Genomic DNA, 21,049 nt, shown 5'->3' with positions numbered 1-21,049 from the left:
AGGTGAGCGCGGGCTGCCAGCGCCGGGGGTGAACCTGGTCGTGCCGTCAGGGAGGCGGCACGATCTCCAGGGGAGCACCACATGCACGTCACGATCATCGGCGCCGGTCTGGGCGGCCTCACGCTCGCCCGCGTGCTGCACGTCAACGGCGTCCCGTCCACCGTCTACGAGGCGGAGGCGTCGCCCACGGCGCGCACCCAGGGCGGCATGCTCGACATCCACGACTACAACGGCCAGATCGCCGTCGAGGCCGCGGGCCTGGTGGACGAGTTCCAAGGCCTCGTCCTGGAGGGCAGGCAGGCCCTGCGCGTGCTCGACTCCGATGGCGCGCTGCTGTTCGAGAAGGAGGACGACGGCACGGGCGGGCGTCCCGAGGTGCAGCGCGCCGACCTGCGGCAGATGCTGATCGACTCGCTCCCGGCCGGCACCGTCCGCTGGGGCGCCAAGGTCCCCGGGGTGTCCGGGAAGACGGTCACGTTCGCGGACGGCAGCACCGTGGTCGCTGATGTGCTCGTAGGTGCCGACGGCGCGTGGTCACGGGTGCGCGCGTCCCTCACCGACGCCACGCCGGAGTACACCGGCATGGCGTTCGTCGAGACCTACCTCTACGACGCCGACACGCGGCACCCGGAGGTGGCGAAGGCGGTCGGCGGCGGTTCGATGTTCGCGCCGGGCCAGGGCAAGGGGATTCACGCGCACCGGGAGGCCGGCGGCGTCCTGCACGCCTACGTCGAGTTCACCCGGCCGCTGGAGTGGTTCGGCGACCTCGGGCACATCATGGCCGAGTTCGAGGGCTGGGCCCCCGAGCTCACCGCGCTGATCACCGAGTCCGACACGGAGCCGGTGTTCCGCCCGCACTACGCCCTGCCGTCCGGGCACCGCTGGGAACGGGTGCCGGGCGTGACGCTGGTCGGCGACGCCGCGCACCTCATGCCGCCCAACGGCGAGGGCGCCAACCTCGCCATGCTGGACGGCGCCGAGCTCGCGCTGGCGTTGGCGACCAAGGACGTCGAGACCGCCCTGGCCGAGTACGAGGAGGCGATGTTCGTGCGCGCCGCCCACACCGCCGAGGACTCCGAGGAGATGATGCAGAGCCTGTTCGGCGACGAGCCCCCGCAGAAGCTGCTGGACCTGCTCGTCGAGGCCTAGCGGCGTGACGCAGAACGTCCGCGGCGCACCCGTCCGGCCGCGGTTGCACCGGCGACGTTCTGATCCACGCCACTAGCATCGACCGCATGACCACAGAGGACGGCGACCTGGACGGCCTGGTCCGCAAGCGGATCCGCGCCCTCCGGGTCGCCCAGGGCTGGTCGCTCGACGAGCTCGCCGGCCGGGCCCGGCTCAGCCCGTCGTCGCTCAGCCGCATCGAGAACGGCCAGCGCCGCCTCGCCCTCGACCAGCTCGTGACGCTGGCCAGAGCCCTCGACACCTCGCTCGACCAGCTGGTTGAGACCGACACCGACGACGTGATCGTCAGCCCCGTGATCGACGGCGCCCACGGCAGCATGCGCTGGCCCATCAGGGCCGAGCCGGGCATGACCGTCCAGCGTCAGCGCATCACCACCCCGCCTCCCGACAACCCGGCCTCGCTCCGCGCGCACTCGGGCCGCGAATGGCTGGTCGTCCTGTCGGGCACGGCCGTGCTGCTGCTCGGCCACCGCACGTTCCGCGTCGAGAAGAACCAGGCAGCGGAGTTCCCGACGATGCTGCCGCACGCGATCGGCACGGCGGGCGGGCCGTGCGAGATCCTCGGCATCTTCGACCGGGAGGCGCGGCGCGGCCACAACGCCGACCGGAAGACGTGATCTTGCGCGGACGGCAGGACAACGCCCGATCGTCTTGCCAAAAGCGCAAGCGACCGTGCATCTGACGCACGCCAGACCTACCTTGGCCACATGAGCGCACACGGACATGGGCACGGCCACGGACATGGCCACGGACACGGCCAGGACGATCAGGCAGAGATCCTCGACCTCGACGCCGAACTCCTCGCGACCCACACCGCCGACATCATCGACGGCCTCCCCGTCTCGAGCCCGCGTCAGATCGTCGACCTGGGCGCCGGCACGGGCGCGGGCACGTTCGCGCTGCTCAGCCGTTTCCCCGAGGCCCACGTCACCGCGGTCGACTCCTCGCTCGACCACCTCCGGCGCCTCCGCGTGAAGGCGGGCGAACGCGGTCTCGCCGACCGGGTCCACACCGTCCTCGCCGACCTCGACACCGACTGGCCCGACCTCGGTACCCCGGACCTGATCTGGGCCTCGGCCTCCCTGCACCACATGACCGACCCGGCCCACACCCTCGGCCGGCTGCACAAGACCCTCGCGCCGGGCGGCCTGCTGGCCGTGGTCGAGCTAGCCGGCATGCCCCGGTTCTTCCCGGAGCAGGCCCCGGACGCCCACGACGAACGCCTGCCCCACCGCGGCGCCGACTGGGGCCCGAAGCTCACCGAGGCCGGGTTCGCGGTCGAGGGCGAACGCACCGTCACCGTCCACATCGAACGGTCCGAGGCGGTCGAACGCTACGCCCGCATCGTCCTGCGCCGGCAGCTCGAACCCGAGGACCTGGAAGCCGCCCTGCGACGCGAAGACCTGGCCCTGCGCACCGAACGCACGGTCTGGGCGGCGCGGAGATGAGCTAGCGGGCCGTCTCGACCAACGCCGTCCGCAAGCGGCGCAGGGCATCGGCCCGCGCTCCGAGCAACGAGGGCTCCTCGACCGACGGCGCGGCCACCGGCACCTGACGCGGCAACCGCGCGCAAGCGCGGTGGATCGCGGGCAGCAACGCGGGCCCCCAAGGCCCGCCCACCACGACCACGGCGGGGTCGGCCAGCGTCACCAGGGCCGTCACGACACCACCGATCGCGGTCGCGACCACGTCGTGCACCTCGTCCGAGACCAGCAGCCGCGCCACGTCGATCGCCGTGGTCCCGTGCTGCCGCAACCCCAGTTCGCCGAACACCTCGATGAACGGTGTCGCGCCCGACGGCCCGACCGTGACCAGGTGGGAGATCTCGCCTGCCAGCCCGGAGTGCCCGCGCCGCACCGACCCGTCGCTCACCAGCGCACACCCCAGGCCCTCGCCCAGGTACAGGTAGGCGAAGTCCGCGACCCCCAGCGCGGCGTGCTCGGCCTGAGCCGCCCAGTTCACGTCGTTGTCCACCACCACGGGCTCGCCGACCAGCGGCCGCAGCACCTCGACCGGATCCAGCTCGCCCACGAGGAACGGCGAGTCGGGCAGGTGCACGAGCCGTCCGGTGTGCCGGTCGACCGGATCGGCCGCGCTCACCGTGCAGAGCCGGACGCGTTGTCCCGCAACGGCTTCCGCGGCGACCAGCGGCAACACCCCGGCGACCTCGGCGGGGGAGCCGATGGGCTGCCGTGCGCGGGTGACGACGTCCCCGTGGGCGTCGACGCACTCGGCCGTCACGGCGCCCGGCGCGATCGTCACGACCAGCGCGACGCCCACGTCGGGTGCCAGGCCGTAGAACGAGCCGACCCGCCCCTTGCCGCGCCCGCCGGGGGTGCGTTCGCCGGTGTCGGCGACGAGCCCGGACTCGACGAGCCGGCGGACGCTCTCGCTCACGGTCGGCTTCGACAGCCCCGTCTCGACCGCCAGCTCGGCCCGCGTCAGCTTGCGCGCGGACATCAACGAGCGCAGCACGTGCTCGTCGGAGATCGAGCGCAGCAGTTCCTGGGACGGTCTGGTCACGCGACGGACTCTAGTTAGGGGTCTTGCCTACAACGGTGCGACACGCCTACAGTTCTAAGTTAGGAGGCCTTACTGGAAGGAGCCGCCGTGCTGCCGAGCTGGGACACGACACCCGCTGACCTGCCCGAAGCGACGCGCGAGATCAAGAAGGCGATCCGCGCGAACATCGAGGCGTCGGGCCGCACCGTCGAGGAGGTGTTCGCGGTCGTCGAGCAGCGGATCCGCCGCGAGGTCGAGGACGTGAAGGCGGGCCAGGCCTGGCCCGTGATCGACTACGCGGACATCGAGAACGGCACCGCGAGCACCGAACTGGTGAAACGCCGAGGCTGTCTGGTCGTGCGCGGCCACTTCGACCGCGAGCAAGCCCTTGCCTGGGACAAGTCCATTGTGGACTACGTCGAGAGCAACGCCTTCTTCGACAACTACCGAGGCCCCGGCGACGACTTCTTCGGCAGCGTCGGCTCGAAGCCCGAGATCTACCCGATCTACTGGTCACCCGCGCAGACCGAGGCCAGGCGGCACGAGCGCATGGCCACGGTGCAGCGCTTCCTCAACGGCCTGTGGCACCACGAGGGCTGGTTCGACCCGTCGAAGGACGTCGGCTACCCGGACCGCATCCGCCGCCGCCCGCCCGGCGCCGACTCGAACGGCCTCGGCACCCACCTCGACCCCGGCACGCTCGACCTGTGGATGACGCGGGAGTACCAGCAGGCGTTCCGGCACCTGTTCAACGGCACGCCGGAGCAGTACGACCCGTGGGACGCCGCCCACCGCACCACCGGCCCGCAGTACCCGGGAACCACGATGTGCTCGGTGTTCCGCACCTTCCAGGGCTGGACGGCGCTCTCCGACATGGACCACGACCAGGGCGTGCTGCACACCGTCCCGATCCCCGGCGCCATGGCGTACCTGATGCTGCGCCCGCTGCTCGACGACGTCCCGGACGACGACATGTGCGGCGTCACCGTCAACCAGGTCTTCCCGGTCGGCCCGAAGTACCACGCATTGCTGATCGAGGCCCTGAGCGGCATCCCGGACGTGAAGGCCGGCGACTCGGTCTGGTGGCACTGCGACATGATCCACAGCGTCGCGCCGGTCGAGGACCAGCAGGGCTGGGGCAACGTCCTGTACATCCCGGCCGCGCCCGCCTGCCCGCGCAACGACCGCTACGCCGAGGAGATCCAGCGGGCGTGGGCTACGGGGTCGAGTCCCAGCGACTTCCCCGAGGAGCACTACGAACGCGCGTGGCCGAACCGCTCACGCCCCGAATAGCACCCGGAACACCGCGCCCTCGCCGGGCGCGGTGTCCAGCTCGATCCGCCACTCGTGCGCCGCGACCAGCGCCGCCACGATCGACAGCCCGAGCCCGCTCCCACCGGTCCCGCGAGCCGGATCGGCGCGGTAGAAGCGTTCGAACACCCGCGAAGCCACGTCCGCGCTCATCCCGGCCCCGTGATCGGCCACCTCGACCGAGTCCGGGCCGAGCCGCACCTCGATCAGCCCCGACGTGTGGACCAGGGCGTTGTCCAGCAGGTTCGTCAGGATCCGCCGGACCCGAGCCTCGTCCGCCTCCACGAGCACCGGCCCCGCGGGCAGCTCCAGCGAGACACGAGGACCGGCTTCGGCCACGGCGTCGTTCACCAGCACGACCAGGTCCACAGTGGACAACGCCGGCGGCTGCTCCGAGTCGAGCCGCGCCAGCTGCAGCAGGTCGTCGACCAGCACCCCCATCCGCGCGGCGTGGTCCTCGACCCGCCGCAGGACCTCGGCGGCATCGGTGGCCGCCCCCTGCCGGTACAGCTCGGCGTACCCGCGAATCGACGTCAGCGGCGTCCGCAGCTCGTGCGAGGCGTCGGCCACGAACTGCCGCATCCGCTTCTCCGACGACACCCGCACCGCGAACGCCGCCTCGATCTGCCCCAGCATCGTGTTCAACGCGGACGCCAGCCGCCCGACCTCCGACCCCGGCCGCCGCACCGGAACCCGTCGCGACAGGTCGCCGTCCGCGATCTCCCCGGCGACCTGCTCGACCTCCTCCAACGCCCGCGTCGAGGCCCTGACCAGCGCATACCCGGCCATTCCGACGAGGATCAACGCGCCGAGGCTGATCAGCAGGAACGCCAGCCGCAGGTCGTCGACCGCCCGGTCCACCTCCGACTGGTCGACGGCCGCGACCAGCTCGGCCCCGTCCAGCTGCCGCATCACCACCCGCGACGAGCCCGCGGTGACGTGCTCGCCGGGTGTCATGGAACCGAACGGCGGCAACCCCTCCAGCGCCGTCCCCGCGACGACCCCGTCGGCGTCGCGCAGGACCACGTTGTCCCGCAACGGAAGCGTGCGCGGCGACGCCACCGCCCGGTCCAGCCGGGCGTCGAGCTGGTGCAGGAGGTAGTTCTCCATCACCTGCGAGCCGACCAGCCACGTGCCGAACAGGCCCGCGGCCACCAGGGCGACGAGCACGACCACCAGCCGCACGCGCAACGTCATCAGCGGATCATGTACCCCAGGCCGCGGACCGTGTGGATCAGCGGAGGATCGGCCACCTTGCGTCGCAGGTACGAGATGTACGACTCGACCACGCCGACGTCGCCGTCGAAGTCGTGCGACCACACCTGGTCCAGGATCTGCGCCTTCGACAGCACCCGTCCGCTGTTGCGCATCAGGTAGTGCAGCAACCGGAACTCCGTCGGCGACAGCTCCACGACCCGCGTCCCGCGCCGCACCACGTGGCTTTCCACGTCCAGCGAGAGATCGCCGCACGTCAGCTGCTCGGAACCGCTGGGACGGGTGCGCCGCAGCACGGCCGTCACGCGGGCGATGACCTCCTCCAGGCTGAACGGCTTGGTGATGTACCCGTCGCCGCCGATCGTGAGCCCGGTGACGCGGTCGTCGGCCCCGTCCCGCGCAGTCAGGTACAGCACCGGCACCCGCACGCCGAGCGAACGCAGCCGCCGCACCACCTCGAACCCGTCGCGGTCGGGCAGCATCACGTCGAGCAGCACCAGGTCCGGGGAGCCGTCACGGGCGGCGGTCACCGCCTCCGAGCCGGTCGCCGCGCTCGCCACGGTGAACCCGGCGAACCGCAGGCTGGCGCACAGCAGCTCGCGGATGCTTGGTTCGTCCTCGACGACGAGCAACCGGCCCCGTTCCACCCGGGAACCCCGCATCAGCCGGTGGCCGGCCGCTGGGTGATGGTCTGGCCGCTCACCGTGCCGTCGGACCCGGCCTGGCCCTGCACGACGACCTGCTGCCCTGCCTTCAGGTCCGCGAGCTTGCCCTCCGAAGAGACCTCGACCTTCGTGCTGTCCGAAGTGGACACCTTCACGACCTGCCCGTTCTGCGTCTTCACGTACACGGTCGTGCCGTCGACGTGGTCGATCGTCCCGACGGTGCCGCGCCCGAACTGGCCACCGCCCTGCCGGTTCGTCCCCGAGGGCGGCGTCCCGTTGAACTGCCTGCCGGCCGCGTTCTGCCGCGCGGGCGTCTCGGCGGCACCGAAGGACTTCTGCACGAACACGCCGCCGACGAACGCCACGATCGCGAGCACCGCGACCCCGAGGACCACCGTGGTCTTGCCGAGGCCTGCCTTGCGCTCCTTCAGCTCGGCCGAGATGTCGTTTTCGAGAGGCTGGTCGAGTGGGTTGGACACGGTCGTGAACTCCTCATTCATGCCGGAGGGCTTCGATGGGACGGAGCTTCGCGGCGCGGGAGGCCGGGTAGCTGCCGAAGAACAGGCCGATCAACGCGGACACCGCGAACGCCAGCAGCACCGACGACGGCACGAGCACGGGCTGGATGCCCGCGATGGTGAACTGGCTGCCGATCATCCCCGCGGCCACGCCCAGCGCCCCGCCGAACAGGCTCAGCAACGTCGCCTCGATCAGGAACTGCCCGAGGATCGACGACCGGGGCGCGCCCACGGCCTTGCGGATGCCGATCTCCCGGATCCGCTCGGTGACGGTCACCAGCATGATGTTCGTGATGCCGATCCCGCCCACCAGCAACGAGATCGCCGCCACCGACGCCAGCAGCACGGTGAACGTCTCCGTCGTCGCGGTCCGCGCGGTCAGCAGCTGGTCCTGGCTCAGGATCCGGTAGTCCGAGGTGGTCCCGGTGATCTTGTGACGCCCGTTGAGGATCGTCGTCACCTGCGTCTGCGCGTTCGGCAACGCGTCCGCGGACTGCGCCTGCACCACGATCTGGGTGAGGCTGCCGTACCCGGTCAACGCGTTCTGCGTCGTCGTCAGCGGCGCCACGACCATGTCGTCCGCGTCCTGCAACCCGCTGGACCCCTTGGCCGCCAGCACCCCGACCACGGTGAACGGGATGTTGTTGACCAGCATGGACTTCCCGACCGGCTCGGTGCCCGGGAAAAGCTCGGTCGCCACGGTCGCGCCGATCACGACGACCTTGCGCGCCTGCTGCACGTCGTTGTCGGAGAACAGGTTCCCCTGCGCGACCTCGCTGTTCGTGGTGCTGAAGTACCGCGGGTCCGAGCCGATGAACTGTCCGATGTCGTGCGTGGTGTCGCCGTACCCGGCCGTCGCCTGCGCACTGACGACGGGCGAGGCGTACTTGACGTCGGGGGAGTCGGAGCCGACCAGCGCCGCCGCGTCCGCCGTGGTCAGCGGCTTGGCCGTGCCGCCGGGCTGGGCGCGTTGCGGGCTGATCGTCAGGATGTTCGTGCCGAGCCCCGCGATGCTCTGCTGCACCGCGCTCGACGCGCCGTTGCCGACCGCGATCAGCAGGATCACCGACGCGACACCGATCAGGATGCCCAGGGTCGTGAGCCCGGACCGCATCTTGTTCGCGGTGAGCCCCCGCACGGCGAAGGCGGCGATCTCGAAGACCCTCACACCAGCACCCCCGCGACTCTGCCGTCCACGACGCGGACCGTGCGCATGGCGTGCGCGGCGACCTCGTCCTCATGTGTGATCAGCACGACCGTGCGCCCGCTGGCGTTGAGCCGGTCGAGGATGCCGAGCACCTCCCGGCTCGAGTCGGTGTCGAGGTTCCCGGTCGGTTCGTCGGCGAGCACGATCGCGGGCGAGGTGACCAACGCCCGTGCGATCGCGACCCTTTGCTGCTGACCACCCGACAGCTCGTTGGGCCGGTGGTGCGTGCGGTCCGCGAGACCGACGAGATCGAGCGCGGCCAGCGCCCGTTCCCTGCGCTGGGCACGCCGAACTCCCGCGTAGACCAGCGGGAGCTCGACGTTCGCGAGTGCCGTGGTGCGCGGCACCAGGTTGAACGACTGGAAGACGAAACCGATCTTCCTGTTGCGCAGCAACGAGAGCTGCTCCTCGTCGAACTCGCCGGTGTCGATCCCGTCGAGCAGGTACCTGCCGCCGGACGGCACGTCGAGGCACCCGAGGATGTTGAGCAGCGTCGACTTGCCCGACCCGGACGCGCCCATGATCGCGATGTACTCGCCCTTCTCGACCGTGAGATCGAGGCCCCGCAACGCGTGCACGGCCGTGTCGCCGCCGCCGTAGGTCTTGCGGAGGTCGCGGACCTCGATGACCGGGCTCATCGACCGGTCCCGGTGAACCCGCCACCGTTGCGCTGACCGGTGCCCGTACCGGGGAACTGCCCGCCCTGCTGCTGACCCGTGCGGTTCTGGTTGGTCGACGTGGTCACCTGCGGCAGCACCACTTCCTCACCCGCCGACAGCCCGGACTTGATCTCCACGTACTGGTCACCGCGCACCCCGACCTCGACGGTCTTGCGCGTCTCGGCCCCGTTCTCCAGGACGGCGACCGAGCTCGCCCCGTTCACCGTCTGCACCGCGGCGGCCGGCACGGCGAGCACGCCGGTGGCCCCCGCGACGGTGACCTCGACACTGGCCGACTGCCCCGGCCGCAGCCCCGCCGGCGGCTCGGTCAGCGTGAGCGTGACTCCGTACTGCACCACGTTGTTCGCCGTCGTGGGCGTCAGGTCGACCTGCGTGACCTTGGCCTGGACCGGCTGCGACTGCAGGGCGTTGACCGTGACGGTCGCGGCCTGGTCGGCCTTGAGCTTGCTGACGTCCGACTCCGACACGTTCGCGTGCAGCACCAGGTTCTTCAGGTCGGTGACGACGACGAACCCGGACGCCGCCGTGGTCGTGGTGGTGGAGGTGCTGCTGCCCGACGTGGTGCCGGAGCCGACCTTCTGCCCGACCGAGCCGGTGACCGACGTGATCGTCCCGTCGCCCGGCGCCGTGAGGGTCGTGGACGCGAGCGTGTCCTTCGCCTGCTGGAGCGCGAGCTGCGCCTGCCTGTAGGCCGTGAGCAACGCCGTCGTGCCCGTGCCCTTGTCCAGCGCGGCGTTGAGGTTGCCCTGCGCGATGTCGACCTGCAGCTGTGCCTGCGTCGGGTCGAGCTTCGCGAGCTGCTGGCCCTTGGTGACGACGTCGCCGACCTTGACGTTGATCTCCGTGACCGTCCCGCTCGCCCCGAACGAGGCCGCGGCGCTGAACGAGCTCTGCACCGTCCCGGACGCCGTCACCACCTCGCTGACGTCGCGGTTGGCGGCGGCGGCCGTGCGGGCGGCGGTGGGCTGGGCACTGCCGGAGGAACCGAAGAACACCAGGTAGCCGGCCACACCGGCACCGAGGAGCACCACCACCAGCAGTCCGTTGATCACCCAGGATCTGCGACGTCGAGTCATGGCACGGGATCGTCGTCTGCCAAGCTGTGGCAGGGCTGCGAGTTTCCTGGCAGCTAGCTGAAGATCAGCCGCTTCGTTTTCACCCTAATGAGCCCCTTGTTGCTCTTCGAGCAAGCCCTACGTTCGGGGAATGGCCACCAGTACTCCCTCCACGGCGTACAGCCGGGATCTCGGCGACGAACTCCGCAAGCTCCGCGAGACCTGCATCAAGCTGACGGGTGCGGCGTTCGCCGTGCGACTCGGCTGGGACCCCAGCAAGGTCTCGACTCTGGAGAACGGCAAGTACCGCCCGAGCGAGATCGATCTGCTGCAGTACCTCTCGATGCTGGGCAAGGACATCGACTTCTTCGAGGACTTCAAGCGCCGCTACCGCTGTGCCTTCGAGGAGTACATCGTCCAGGTGCCGGACAACCTGCGCACGCTCGCGATGGCCGAGGCGACGGCGATGGTGATCACGAGCTACGACGTGCAGGCGGTGCCGGGTCTCATCCAGACCCCGGAGTACGCCGACGGTCTCTACCGGCTCACAGGATTCGTGCCGGAGGAGCGGATTCCCACGGTGGTGCAGTTCCGCATCGATCGGCAGGCGATCCTGAAGCGCCACGATCGGCCGACCTGCCTGTTCTACATCCACGAGCACGCGCTGCAGATGCAGGTCGGCAGTCCCGAGATCATGGCGGACCAGTACGCGGCGCTCCTCTTCAACGCGCACCGCATCCGTGTCGTACCCGCCGGTGTCTCGGTCGCGTGGACCAGCTGCGTGCTGTGGGAGTACGAGAAGGCGATGCCCATCGCGTTCACCTCGACCGATCTGGCCAAGGTCTTCGTGCAGGATCCAGCCGCCATCGCGCGCACCCGGTTGCTGTTCGACCGTTTGGCTGAGGTCGCCTTGGATGAGGAACAATCGCGGAGCAAGCTGGCGGAGTACGTCGGCCGACCGCGAGAGGACTTCAATGCCCCAGGAACGCGCTTGGCGTAAGAGCAGCTACAGCGGCGGCACCGAGGACGACAACTGCGTCGAGGTGTCGCTCGCCGGTGACGCGCTCGTCCGTGACTCGAAGAACCCGTCCGGCAGCGTCCTGACCTTCAGTTTCTCCGCCTGGGAAAAATTCCTCGAAACTCGTTGAACCGGTTCCCGTCCCAGCACGTGTTCCCGCCGACGAACGGGATCGAGGGGGATGGGCCATGGCTGACGAGAAGACGGTGTTGATCGGCCGCTGCGGCCCGACGGTGATGCTGCCGAAGCAGGGGAGCCGCGTCGTGCCGCTGCGCCAGTCCGCTCCGCTGCGAGTGGACGTCGCCGGCGGTGGCCCGGTGGGTCTGGCGTTCGCGTGCACCGTGAAGTCGCTGCTGGGCGACGGCGTCACGGTCCGCGTCCACGACCGCCGCTGGATGTACCAGGGCAACCGCGTCGTGTGGAAGGGCCAGGCCGAGGGCAACAACCGCCGCGAGCAGGTCGTGACGCTGCAGAGCAACGTCTGGGCGTCCCTGCCCCTCGCCGTGCAGCAGCGCCTGTTCACGCAGGGCAAGTTCTCCGAGATGTGGCCGCTCGGTCCGGACTCCCCGGCGTCCAAGGGCAGGCCGCGCAACATCAAGATCCGCTGGATCGAGGACAGCCTGCTCGACATGGCGCAGGACGTGTACGGCATCGAGGTCGTCCCCGGCGCCTACACCCCGCCGGCCAAGTTCGACGGCCTGCACGTGCTCGCCATCGCGGACGGCGCCCGTTCGGCGACGCGCGACGCGTTCTCCGCCCAGTTCGGCACGCCGAGCCGCGAACTGTTCTCAGTGGACGGTTCGCCGCTGGACGAGCGGGTCCTCGGCATCCGCGTCAACGCCAAGGTGCCCGACGAGCACACCGTCCCGCTCACCGTGGGGCAGAACAGGTTCCTCTTCAACTCGCTCGGCGGCGGCTTCATCAACATGCGCCTCACCGCCGAGGAGGCCTCCGAGATCGTCGCGCTCGGCGAGAGCGGCCCCGTCTCGTGCATCGGCAAGTTCGGCTGCTCGATGCGCCCCCAGGGCAACGGCCGCTTCGTCTGCGACCGCCACCGCGCCGTCTTCAAGCCGTCCGTCGACAAGCTCTCCTACCTGTGGCCCCGGATCCTCGACGGCCTGCGCTTCTTCGGCGTCGGAGTGGCCGACGTCGTCGGCATCAACTCGTTCACCCTCGGCATGCAGCAGATGTCGAAGTTCACCGCACAGCTCGCCCCCTCCACGTTCGGCTTCCTGCTCGGCGACGCCGCGAACTCCCTGCACTTCTGGCCGGGCCGGGGCCTCAACACGGGCCTGAAGAGCGCGCTCTCCCTGGCCGTGAACCTGCAGAAGCGCTGGCGGGGCAACGCCTTCCGCGCGGCGGACTTCGCCCAGCACGAGGGCATCATGCAGCAGCTCCAGTACCGCGAGAAGTCCCGCGCCTGGACCACCATGCTCATGCCCGACGCCGAAGGCACCCCGCGCGGCATCGAGGACCGCATCCGCACGGGCCTGCAGGGCCCCTGCGACCGCGCCGCCCTGGTCAAGACCCTGTTCGAGCGCGTGATCGCCATCAAGAACCGCATGGGCGACCGCATGGGCCCGCTCGCCACCGACGAGTGGTACTACGGCCGCATCATCGCCATGGACACCCGCACGCTGAAGGTCATGGTGGAGTCCGGGGCGTGGATCACGCGGGAGATCGGCGGCGAGGAGGTCGAGGTCCCCTCGGCGGCGCCGGCCATCGCACCCGAGCAACCGTCGAACCGGGGACTGTCGCTGGTCAGCTAGCCCGTCTTTCGCACCTGCCGTGCGGGAAGCGCCCCGCTTTCTGTGCGTCGACGCGCAATCCGCGTTCTCGGGGCAAAGGGCTGCGCGCCTTTTGGTTCGCGTGTTCATTCGCTCAATCCGCTCGACGTTTTACCGCGCCGGCGGCCGGATCGTCGAAGTGTCCGTGCGCGAATATCCGTTTCGCGGTTGGTTCGAAGAGGGGATCTTGATGTTGATCCGCGCGGGCGGGCGTTGATCTCCGCAGGCCGGGTGATCACGATCGTCGTGGGTGGGCTCATTGCCGGTGCAGGTCCGCTTCGGCGCCGCCGGTCACCGATCCGGCGGCCGTGCTTGCCGGACGTGATCGGCTCCCGCGTGACCTCACGTCAGGGCAGTCGCGACCGCACGACGGCGGCCGGCTCGGCGGGAAATGTCCTGTTGTTGGCATTGACATGACTCAGTGAGCCTGCAGACTCCGATATTCCTGCTGGGCTGGGTGCGCGGAAGCAGGCGCGCACCCCATTCGGGCGAGGGAGAATCCCCACGCTGGGTCTCCCCGCGCGCTTGCGGTTCGGGCATCATGGAAATGTCGGACAGCGAGGGGAGGGGCGCGGGCGATGGATTCACGAAAGGACCTGCTGACCCATCAGATCGACCTGACAGGGATTCCTCTTTCAGAACTCTGCTTTCTCCGTCAGCCTGAACTGAGCGCCGCGATCCGGCGGGCTATGGCGCACGCCCGCAGCACGGCACCGGCGGACGCAGTCCAGGAACAAAGGTGAGCCCAGGGGGCCTGCTGGGGAGGCTCCACCTGCCGATCTCCGTTTTCGACCAGATCTGTGCCGGCCCGATCGACGCCCGCAGCGTCGCTGTGCTGCGCGACAGTCAGTACAACGCCCGGCGGTTGATGCTCAGGTCGTTGCTGGAGATACCACCGCGAGCAGGTCCGTTCAGCGACGTCGCACGGGTGTGGTCCGTGCTCGCCGAGGCAGAGCGCACCGCGCCCGAGGTGGTGGAGTCGGTGCTCATGTACCCGATGGTGGGCGTTCGTCTGGCCAGGGCGTTGCACGACGGTCCCGCGGCGTCCGCGAGTGAAGCCGCGGTGCTGCACGTCGTCGCCGCCGCGGCCGCTGTCCGATGTGGACTGGACTGCGTCGTCGCGGTGCCGGTCGTGCACGGCGCCGTGACGTTGCCGACGGTCGGTCAGTGGCAGCTCCCCTCCGCCGGTTTCCCGGTCGGGCACGTCGAGCTGCGCATCGACGGGGGAGCGGCGGAGATCATCGGACGCGGGGCCACGTTCACGGCCGCCGAGGAACACGAGGTCTCGGCGGACGGCCGGACTCTGACGGTCACCGTCGAGGACCTCGACCCGCATCGCGAGTTCACGACCTCGTTGCCGCCCGCTCCTCTCGACGCGGTCGAACACGACGAGTGGCGCAAGCTGCTCGGCGAGGCCTATCGCCTGCTCACGCGGTGGCATCCCGGTTTCGCCGAGGAGTTGGCGGCCGCGTTGCGCGTGCTGGTCCCACTCGGCGCCACGGCCGTCGTCGCTTCGTCGTCGTCACACGCGTTCGGCGCGATCGCCCTGTCGGCCAAGGAATCGGCCACGCAACTCGCTGAAGCGCTGGTGCACGAGATCCAGCACTCGAAACTGAACGCACTGGTGGACCTGGTCGACCTCAGCGCCGAGCAGACCAAGTGGGTCTACGCCCCGTGGCGGGACGATCCACGCGGGTTGATCAGCATGCTGCACGGAATCTACGCGTTCACGAGTGTGGTCGAGTTCTTGCACGTGCAGCGCGATCTGGTGCCGGACGCCGAGGCGCGCCGAGCCGGGTTCGCGTTCGCGCTGCGCCTCCGCCAGGTCAGGACGGCCGTGGGCTCGTTGCGCGGCAACACCGATCTCACCGACCTGGGCAGGGCGTTCGTCGCCGGTGCCTCGGTGCGGCTTGCCGAGTGCGAGACCGCACCGGTACCGGCAGGACTGGAGGCGACGGTCACCGACCTGCTCACCGAGCACCGCGCCGGCTGGTGCGCGCGGCACGTGAAGCCTCACCCGGCCGACGTTTCGGCGCTCGCCGCCGCGTGGGTGCGTGGTGCCGAGTGTCCGGGCACGGCGCGCACCGAGATCGTGCCGGGCAGTGTGAGCGGAGGCTCTCGGAGAAGAACACTGCTGGAGATGCGCGTGCTCGCCCCCGAGAGGTTCGAGCACGCGGTCTCGATCGAGTCGGCCGACACTATGTTCGCGCGAGGGGAACGCGAGGCGGCGGCGGCCGAGTACGCCCGTCGCATCGGGTCCGACCCCCGTGACGGTGACGCGTGGATCGGACTCGCGCTGGCCTCACGTGCCACGGCACTGTGCGACCAGCCCGCGACGGTGCGCGCCGTGCACGCGGCGGTCGCCACGCGCACCGGCACCTCACCCGAGCCGGGACTGCTCGCCGCCTGGATGGCGGCGAGCTGACCGTCAGAGTTCCATCGTGTCCGTGTCGCAGTTCGCTCGCACCGACTGGCTCGCGGCGACCGTGGCCGGGTGCTTGTCGCCGAGCACCTGACGGAAACCGGCCATCGTCTTCGTGTGCAGGATCGCCGCCTCGTCGGACCGGCCCGTCGCGGCGAGGTCGATCGAGAGGTTCAGAGCCACGGCGAGGGTGGACGGGTGGGTCTCACCGAGCACGCGGGCCGAGCGGACCAGCAGGTCCTGGTCCAGCACCAGCGCTTCGGCGTGCTCTCCCAGGGCGGCCAGGTCGCTCGCCAGGTTCGTCGCCGTGACCAACGAGAACGGGTGGTTCTCGTCGAACACCGCGTGCAGCCCGCGCAACGCGTGTTCGTTGAGCTCGCGAGCTCGCTGCACGTCTCCGGACAGCCGGCAGGTCACCGCGAGGTTCGTGGCCGCGATCAGGGTGTAAGGGTGGTCCTCGCCGCGCACCAGCTTGAAGAGGCGGATGCTCTCCTCGGCGATCTCCAGCGAACCCGGCAGGTCCGGGATGAGTCGCAGGTCCGCGGCAAGGCACATCAGCGAGGTCGCGGTGTCGATGTGCTCGTCGCCGTGCCTGCGGCGGTAGAGAGCGACGCACTGTTCCGACTGTTCGCGCGCGCCGACGTGGTCGCCTGCCTTGCGCAGTGCCACCGCGAGGTTCCGCATCGCGCCGATCGTGAACGGGTGGTCCTCGCCGAAGAGTTCTTTCTGCTTCGCGAGCGTGCTCTGCTGCATCCGGCCCGCGCCCACGTAGTCGCCGCATTCCCTCGTATCCATGGAAAAGGCGTTCAGAGACCGGTAGGTCTGCAGGTGGTCGGCGCCGAGCACGGCGGTCTTGCGTCGCACCACGTTCTCGTCGAGATCGCGTGCGCGGAAGAACTGGCCGGTGAGCCGATAACAGCTGGCGAGGTTGTTCGCGTAGTTGAGCGTGGCCGGGTCGTTCTCGCCGAGGAGGTCCCTGGACTTGTCGTACACCTGCTGCTGGAGCTCGAGCTCCTCGGCGAACCTGCCCTTCGTGCGCCGGTCCGCGGCCACGGTGTCGAGCATGGTCAGCAGGGTCTCGTTGTCCTCGTCGACCGCGCCTCGCAGCAGTTCGAGGTTCCGCTCGTTGAGCGCCATGGCCTGGTCGATCTTGCCGAGCCTGCGCAGCGCGACCGCGTACCGGCGTGACATCTCGAGCGTGTCCAGGTCCGCGTCGCCGAGCGTGTCCCGCCACACCGCGACGCACTGCTCGGAGAGGTCGAGCGCGCCACCGTAGTCACCGCTCGCATGGAGGTAGCGGACGATGTTGAGCATCAGCAGCCGCACCCACTTGTCACGGCAGTCCATCGCCCGCGACATGGTGGTGTGGGGGAGGAGCTCGGCGTAGCGCGGCCAGTTCTCGCTGTTCTCCGGGTCTCCGGGATCACCGTGGACGAGCAACTCGTGGACCGCGTGTCGCATGTTGTCCTGCTCGTTGCGATCCAGGCGGTTCTTCAACACCGTCTGGACCAGCCGGTGCAACTGGAGCGTGTTGTTTCGATGATCGATCTTCGCGAGGCTGTACCGGCTGATCTCGCGCACGGCACGGTTGAGCTTGATCGGATCGCTGAAGGCCTCGGACAGCGCGTCGGGGACGGGAGCGCCGCGCACACCGCTGAAAAGGTTGCGGGAGATGGGTTCCGGACCGAAGAAGGCGCAGACTTGGAGGAGCTGCAACGCCGCGCGGTGCTCGTTCTTCAACCGGTTCAGCGGAACGTTCCACGCCGCCGCGACCGGCAGCTGGTAGTCGGTCGACGTCCCCGTCTCCAGCAGTTCGGTGCGGTTCTGTTCGAGCAGTCCCAGATACTCCGAGACCTGCATGCCGGTCTGTGCCCGCCACGCGGCCGCCTGCTCGATCGCCAGGGGCAGGTCGCCCAGTGCCTCGGCGAGTCGTTCCGCGTCGGCGTCGGACAGCTCACCTCCGCGGCGGTTCAGCAGTTCCTTGCTCTCGGCGCGGGTGAACAGGTCGACCTCGACCGGCCGTGCGACGCCCGCCCACTCGGAGTTGCGGGACGTGACCACCACGTGGCCGGTGCCGGCGGGGAAGAACTGCCGGACCGCTTCGGGGCGATCAGCGTTGTCGAAGACCAGGAGCCAGCGCGAATGGGGAGCCTCGCCGCGCCGCAGCGTCTCGAGCACCGCGGGCACCGCCGTGTCTGCGGACGTCGCCGCGGGGACACCCATCCTCTTCGCCAGTTCGACCAGACTCGACGTGATCTGAGCCGGGTGTTCCGCCGAGATCCACCACACGACGTCGTACTCCGACGCGTGCTGATAGATGTACTCGACGACCGTCTGGGACTTGCCGACACCACCCATGCCGTGCAGCGCCTCGGGCAGGACCGCTGTCGCGCCGGGTTCCAGCAGGCGCTGACGTAGTTGTTCCAGCAACTGCTGCCTGCCGACGAAGTCGGTGTTGCGCAGCGGGACCGGCCCCCACACCCGAGGTTGGCTCACGCCTTCGCGACGTGATTCAGTCGAACGAGGGACTTCTAGAGCTGACACGTTTTCTCCCTCGGTCGACGTCGCGGCGGCTGGCGGCACGGCCACGTTCGGGGGTTCGGTCAACGGCACTGAGGAATCCTCCTGGTCTACGAGCTGAATCGATCCAGATCGGTTCTGTTGCTCGTGAAGCCTAGAGGCGGCAAGGCGTTTCGCTCTATTGCTGTAGGGACCCGAAAGCGCCCGGAAGACGGCTTCCTGGACTCTGATGTAGGGCAGGTTCTCGGGGTTCGACACGGGATCATCGGTGTCGTCCGGTGCGTCGAGCGCGGCGACGAAGTTCCGCAGGGTCCCGTTGACGTGCTCGGCGTACCGGCCCACCATCCGGGCGACCCTGATGGTGTCCATCCGGCGGACCCCGGACAGCAGCTCCTCGCGGACGCCCTCGTGGAACTCGTAGGCCACGCGGGCCGGGTCGGGCGAGGAACCGTTGGCGGGCAGGCGTTTGAGCAGGCCGCTCAGCACGACCTCGGCCAAGGTGGACAGGCTCGACCCCGGCAGCATGATCCGCTGGACGAGCGTGATGAGCGGCAGGCTCAGAGGGATCGCCGCCAGCAGGCCGGCCAGGTGGAACGCCTGCACCGACGCCTGCGTGCGGAAGCGCATCACCCGTGTGCGCACCGAGAGCTGCTCCTCCGCCTCGGGCTCGATGGTGACCACGTCCTCGTCGGCCCGTTTGCAGACCAGGGTGGCCGTGGTCTCGACCCATTCGGAGCCCGGTGAGGTGAGCAGCCTCGACCAGCCGGAGAACCAGTCGGCGGAGAGACCCAGCACGGGCACCGGGAGAGTGCCCGCGTCGCCGACGTCGAGCGCGAGGTCCGGCTCCACCACCCGCACTCGCAGGTCCTTGTTGGCCGCGCCTGGTCCCGGTGCGTTCAACCGCACGCGGCGAGTCGTCAGGCCGCCCCACCGCCACAGCCGTTGCTCGAGGACGTGCACGACGGCGGTCGGCATCACCCGGCCCCACTGGTACAGCAGCTCACCCGCCGAGCCCTCGTGCCACGCGCGGCCGACGGCGTCGGTCATCACGAGCACGATCCTCCTGCCCGTCGGGTCGACGACGTCGGGCCAGCGGTGCCCCCGGCCCGGCCGGCCCTCCGGCATCAGCGTCAGGTCGGCGAGCGAGGCCTTCGAGCAGTCGAGCCGCATCAGGCGCACGTCGCGGAACGCACCCAGGCGGCGCAACAAGAACAGGAAATCACGCACCGTCTGCTGCCAGATCTCCATCGACGGCCCGACGTCCGCCACCAGGACCACGTCGAAGCGACGGGACGGTGCTGGGCGCCATTCGGGCAGCCACAACCCTTCCTGTGCGGCACGGACCGCCGTCGCCTCCTCGTCCAGCGCGGACCGCCACGGTGACGGCGACCTGCGGGTGAACGGGCGCAGGGCCGCCTCGATCCGCCGCGGTTCGGACAGCGCGGGAACCGTGGGCCAGGCCAGGGGAGCCTCGCCGTCGGGTGCAGTGCCACCGAACTCCGTCGTCGGCGTGCCCCTGAAAGATCCCGGCGTCCAGTTCCTCGCTTGCGGGGCGGGCTGCTCGGGCGGTGCGGGAGGCGCGGGTGCCGCGGACTCCCGCTGCTCCGGCGTCTCCTCGGCGGCCTCGGCCTCGGCCTCAGGCTCGCGGGTGGACGGGGTGGGAGCGGGCACCTCCTGGGGGTCCGCGTCGGACGGAGGTGCCGGCTCCGGCCCGGTACCGGGCGAGCGCAACCGCCCTGCGAGCCACAGGGCGTCCCGCACCTCCCGGTAGGTCAGGTCCGATGTGGACAGCGGCTCGGCCGCTCCGTGGGCGTGAACGAACTGTTGGAGCACAACAGCATCGACACCGGCCAGGTCACCGGCCGGTGTTCGTTCGTCCCGCGGAGGCAGACTCATCCCGCCTCCGACGACAACGGGTGCCAGATCGCGGTGAGGAGCTTGTTCCAGTCCTGGTCCGGCGCGTAGTTACCGGACGTGGCGAGCTGCGTCGCGAGGTGCACGGCGTTGAGCAACTGGTCGGAGGCCAGCCCGCCGAGCTGCGCGCTGCGTTCCAGGAAGTCGGCGATGAGCCTCGACAGGTCGACGCTGTCCGTCCCGCCCAGGTGCGCGGCGACCATGCCGCCCAGCTGGTCGAAGTCCGGCGCCTCGAAGTGGAGCGTCAGGCATCGGCGCAGGAAGGCCGGGGGGAACTCGCGCTCGCCGTTGCTGGTGATGATGACGATCGGGAACTGCCGGCACCGCACGACACCGTTGCCCACCACCGCGGAACCGCCGCGATCGGCGGTGAACACGGTGACGTCCGGCTGTTTCCTGGCGAGCCGCACCAACTCCGGTACGTCGTACTCGCCCTCCTCGAAGACGTTCAGGAGGTCGTTGGGGAGATCGATGTCGCCCTTGTCGAGTTCGTCGATCAACAGCACCCTCGGAAGGTCGAACGGGAGCAGCGCGGTGCCGAGCGGGCCCAGGTGGACGTAGTCGCCCACGTCCGGTTCCCCTTCTCCGCCAGGGGATCGGCCCGCGGCGGCCTGCACGCGGCCGATGGCGTCGTAGAGGTACAGCCCGTCTTTGAGCTCCGTGCGACTCGTCACGGGCCACCGCAGGACCGGGCCGAGGCCGAGCTCCCTCGCGACCAGATAGGCGAGCGAGGACTTCCCGGTACCGGGATTTCCCGTCACCAGCAACGGCCTGCGCAGGTAGATGGCCGCGTTGACCGTGATGACCTCGAGCGGCTGCGGCTTGCGCGGCGTGCGAAGCAACGCGCCGATCCGCCGGACGGTCTCGGCCTCGTCGTCCTGCGGGCGCACCACCTGGCCCTCACCGGTGAACCTGCGCCACGGAGGTGGTTCCGGCAGCGCGCCGATCGGCGACGTCGCCGCGTCTCCGGTGCCGCGGTACACGTGCCATCCGGGCGAGGCGGGAACCTCACCCTGTTTCGCGGAACCGTTCGAACCCTGGTTCATC

At 69.9% G+C, this 21,049-nt stretch carries 18 protein-coding genes; 9 read left to right on the top strand and 9 right to left on the bottom strand.

Annotation, left to right across the window (positions count from 1 at the left end):
* The first annotated feature begins 81 nt into the window (after positions 1 to 81).
* The 3 genes from ACWF7A_RS03125 to ACWF7A_RS03115 all read left to right on the top strand — a co-directional run bounded on the left by ACWF7A_RS03125 (position 82) and on the right by ACWF7A_RS03115 (position 2,636).
* Positions 82 to 1,149, top strand: a complete 1,068-nt coding sequence (locus ACWF7A_RS03125; protein ID WP_452248733.1) for an FAD-dependent oxidoreductase — start codon at positions 82 to 84, stop codon at positions 1,147 to 1,149.
* Positions 1,150 to 1,235: 86 nt separating this feature from the next.
* Positions 1,236 to 1,805, top strand: coding sequence for a helix-turn-helix domain-containing protein (locus ACWF7A_RS03120; protein ID WP_452248732.1), 570 nt, complete (start codon positions 1,236 to 1,238; stop codon positions 1,803 to 1,805).
* 90 nt (positions 1,806 to 1,895) lie between these two features.
* The gene (locus ACWF7A_RS03115) at positions 1,896 to 2,636 is read left to right on the top strand and encodes a class I SAM-dependent methyltransferase (protein WP_452248731.1); all 741 of its coding nucleotides are present in this window, start codon (positions 1,896 to 1,898) and stop codon (positions 2,634 to 2,636) included.
* A 1-nt stretch (position 2,637) separates the two neighbouring features.
* On the opposite strand, the gene ACWF7A_RS03110 is transcribed toward ACWF7A_RS03115, so the two are convergent.
* Entirely contained in the window at positions 2,638 to 3,711 is a 1,074-nt protein-coding gene (locus tag ACWF7A_RS03110; protein ID WP_452248730.1) for an ROK family protein, read from the bottom strand.
* A gap of 87 nt (positions 3,712 to 3,798) precedes the next feature.
* Between ACWF7A_RS03110 and ACWF7A_RS03105 the strand changes: the two genes are divergently transcribed.
* Positions 3,799 to 4,983 carry a YbiU family protein gene (locus ACWF7A_RS03105; protein ID WP_452248729.1) on the top strand — a complete coding sequence of 395 codons (1,185 nt, stop codon included), beginning with the start codon at positions 3,799 to 3,801 and terminating at the stop codon, positions 4,981 to 4,983.
* Here ACWF7A_RS03105 and ACWF7A_RS03100 read toward each other — a convergent pair.
* From ACWF7A_RS03100 to ACWF7A_RS03075, 6 genes are read right to left on the bottom strand one after another with little or no spacing between them, the layout of a single operon-like run.
* Positions 4,969 to 6,198 (bottom strand): sensor histidine kinase, encoded by a 1,230-nt coding sequence (locus tag ACWF7A_RS03100; RefSeq protein WP_452248728.1) that lies wholly within the window; start codon positions 6,196 to 6,198, stop codon positions 4,969 to 4,971. The two genes, ACWF7A_RS03105 and ACWF7A_RS03100, sit on opposite strands and share 15 nt — an antisense overlap.
* Complete coding sequence (locus ACWF7A_RS03095; protein ID WP_452248727.1) at positions 6,198 to 6,878, bottom strand: response regulator transcription factor; 681 nt, start codon at positions 6,876 to 6,878, stop codon at positions 6,198 to 6,200. Before ACWF7A_RS03095 ends, ACWF7A_RS03100 begins: the two co-directional genes overlap by 1 nt.
* Positions 6,878 to 7,360: a hypothetical protein gene (locus ACWF7A_RS03090; protein ID WP_452248726.1), complete on the bottom strand. Its 483-nt coding sequence runs from the start codon at positions 7,358 to 7,360 to the stop codon at positions 6,878 to 6,880. Before ACWF7A_RS03090 ends, ACWF7A_RS03095 begins: the two co-directional genes overlap by 1 nt.
* Before the next feature lie 13 nt (positions 7,361 to 7,373).
* Positions 7,374 to 8,567, bottom strand: a complete 1,194-nt coding sequence (locus tag ACWF7A_RS03085; protein WP_452248725.1) for an ABC transporter permease — start codon at positions 8,565 to 8,567, stop codon at positions 7,374 to 7,376.
* Positions 8,564 to 9,244, bottom strand: coding sequence for an ABC transporter ATP-binding protein (locus tag ACWF7A_RS03080; RefSeq protein WP_452248724.1), 681 nt, complete (start codon positions 9,242 to 9,244; stop codon positions 8,564 to 8,566). The genes ACWF7A_RS03085 and ACWF7A_RS03080 overlap by 4 nt, the downstream gene beginning before the upstream one ends.
* A complete protein-coding gene (locus ACWF7A_RS03075) occupies positions 9,241 to 10,362 on the bottom strand; it encodes an efflux RND transporter periplasmic adaptor subunit (RefSeq protein WP_452248723.1) in 1,122 nt (373 codons plus the stop codon). The genes ACWF7A_RS03080 and ACWF7A_RS03075 overlap by 4 nt, the downstream gene beginning before the upstream one ends.
* 130 nt (positions 10,363 to 10,492) lie before the next feature.
* Here ACWF7A_RS03075 and ACWF7A_RS03070 point away from each other — a divergent pair, with 130 nt between their 5' ends.
* From ACWF7A_RS03070 to ACWF7A_RS03050, 5 genes are all read left to right on the top strand, one after another.
* Entirely contained in the window at positions 10,493 to 11,341 is an 849-nt protein-coding gene (locus ACWF7A_RS03070) for a helix-turn-helix domain-containing protein (RefSeq protein WP_452248722.1), read from the top strand.
* Positions 11,316 to 11,489 (top strand): DUF397 domain-containing protein, encoded by a 174-nt coding sequence (locus ACWF7A_RS03065; protein ID WP_452248721.1) that lies wholly within the window; start codon positions 11,316 to 11,318, stop codon positions 11,487 to 11,489. The genes ACWF7A_RS03070 and ACWF7A_RS03065 overlap by 26 nt, the downstream gene beginning before the upstream one ends.
* 58 nt (positions 11,490 to 11,547) lie before the next feature.
* Positions 11,548 to 13,128: a hypothetical protein gene (locus tag ACWF7A_RS03060; protein ID WP_452248720.1), complete on the top strand. Its 1,581-nt coding sequence runs from the start codon at positions 11,548 to 11,550 to the stop codon at positions 13,126 to 13,128.
* Between the two features lie 19 nt (positions 13,129 to 13,147).
* The gene (locus ACWF7A_RS03055; protein ID WP_452248719.1) at positions 13,148 to 13,363 is read left to right on the top strand and encodes a hypothetical protein; all 216 of its coding nucleotides are present in this window, start codon (positions 13,148 to 13,150) and stop codon (positions 13,361 to 13,363) included.
* Between the two features lie 522 nt (positions 13,364 to 13,885).
* Positions 13,886 to 15,571, top strand: coding sequence for an HEXXH motif domain-containing protein (locus ACWF7A_RS03050; RefSeq protein WP_452248718.1), 1,686 nt, complete (start codon positions 13,886 to 13,888; stop codon positions 15,569 to 15,571).
* Between the two features lie 3 nt (positions 15,572 to 15,574).
* On the opposite strand, the gene fxsT is transcribed toward ACWF7A_RS03050, so the two are convergent.
* Both fxsT and ACWF7A_RS03040 read right to left on the bottom strand, forming a co-directional pair.
* A complete protein-coding gene (fxsT, locus tag ACWF7A_RS03045) occupies positions 15,575 to 19,984 on the bottom strand; it encodes an FxSxx-COOH system tetratricopeptide repeat protein (protein WP_452248717.1) in 4,410 nt (1,469 codons plus the stop codon).
* Positions 19,981 to 21,048: an AAA family ATPase gene (locus ACWF7A_RS03040; RefSeq protein WP_452248716.1), complete on the bottom strand. Its 1,068-nt coding sequence runs from the start codon at positions 21,046 to 21,048 to the stop codon at positions 19,981 to 19,983. The genes fxsT and ACWF7A_RS03040 overlap by 4 nt, the downstream gene beginning before the upstream one ends.
* Position 21,049 lies beyond the last annotated feature (1 nt).

This window comes from Lentzea sp. NPDC055074, from assembly GCF_053608005.1.
The sequence above is the reverse complement of the archived record's forward strand: the minus strand, read 5'-3'. Positions and strand labels throughout refer to the sequence as shown.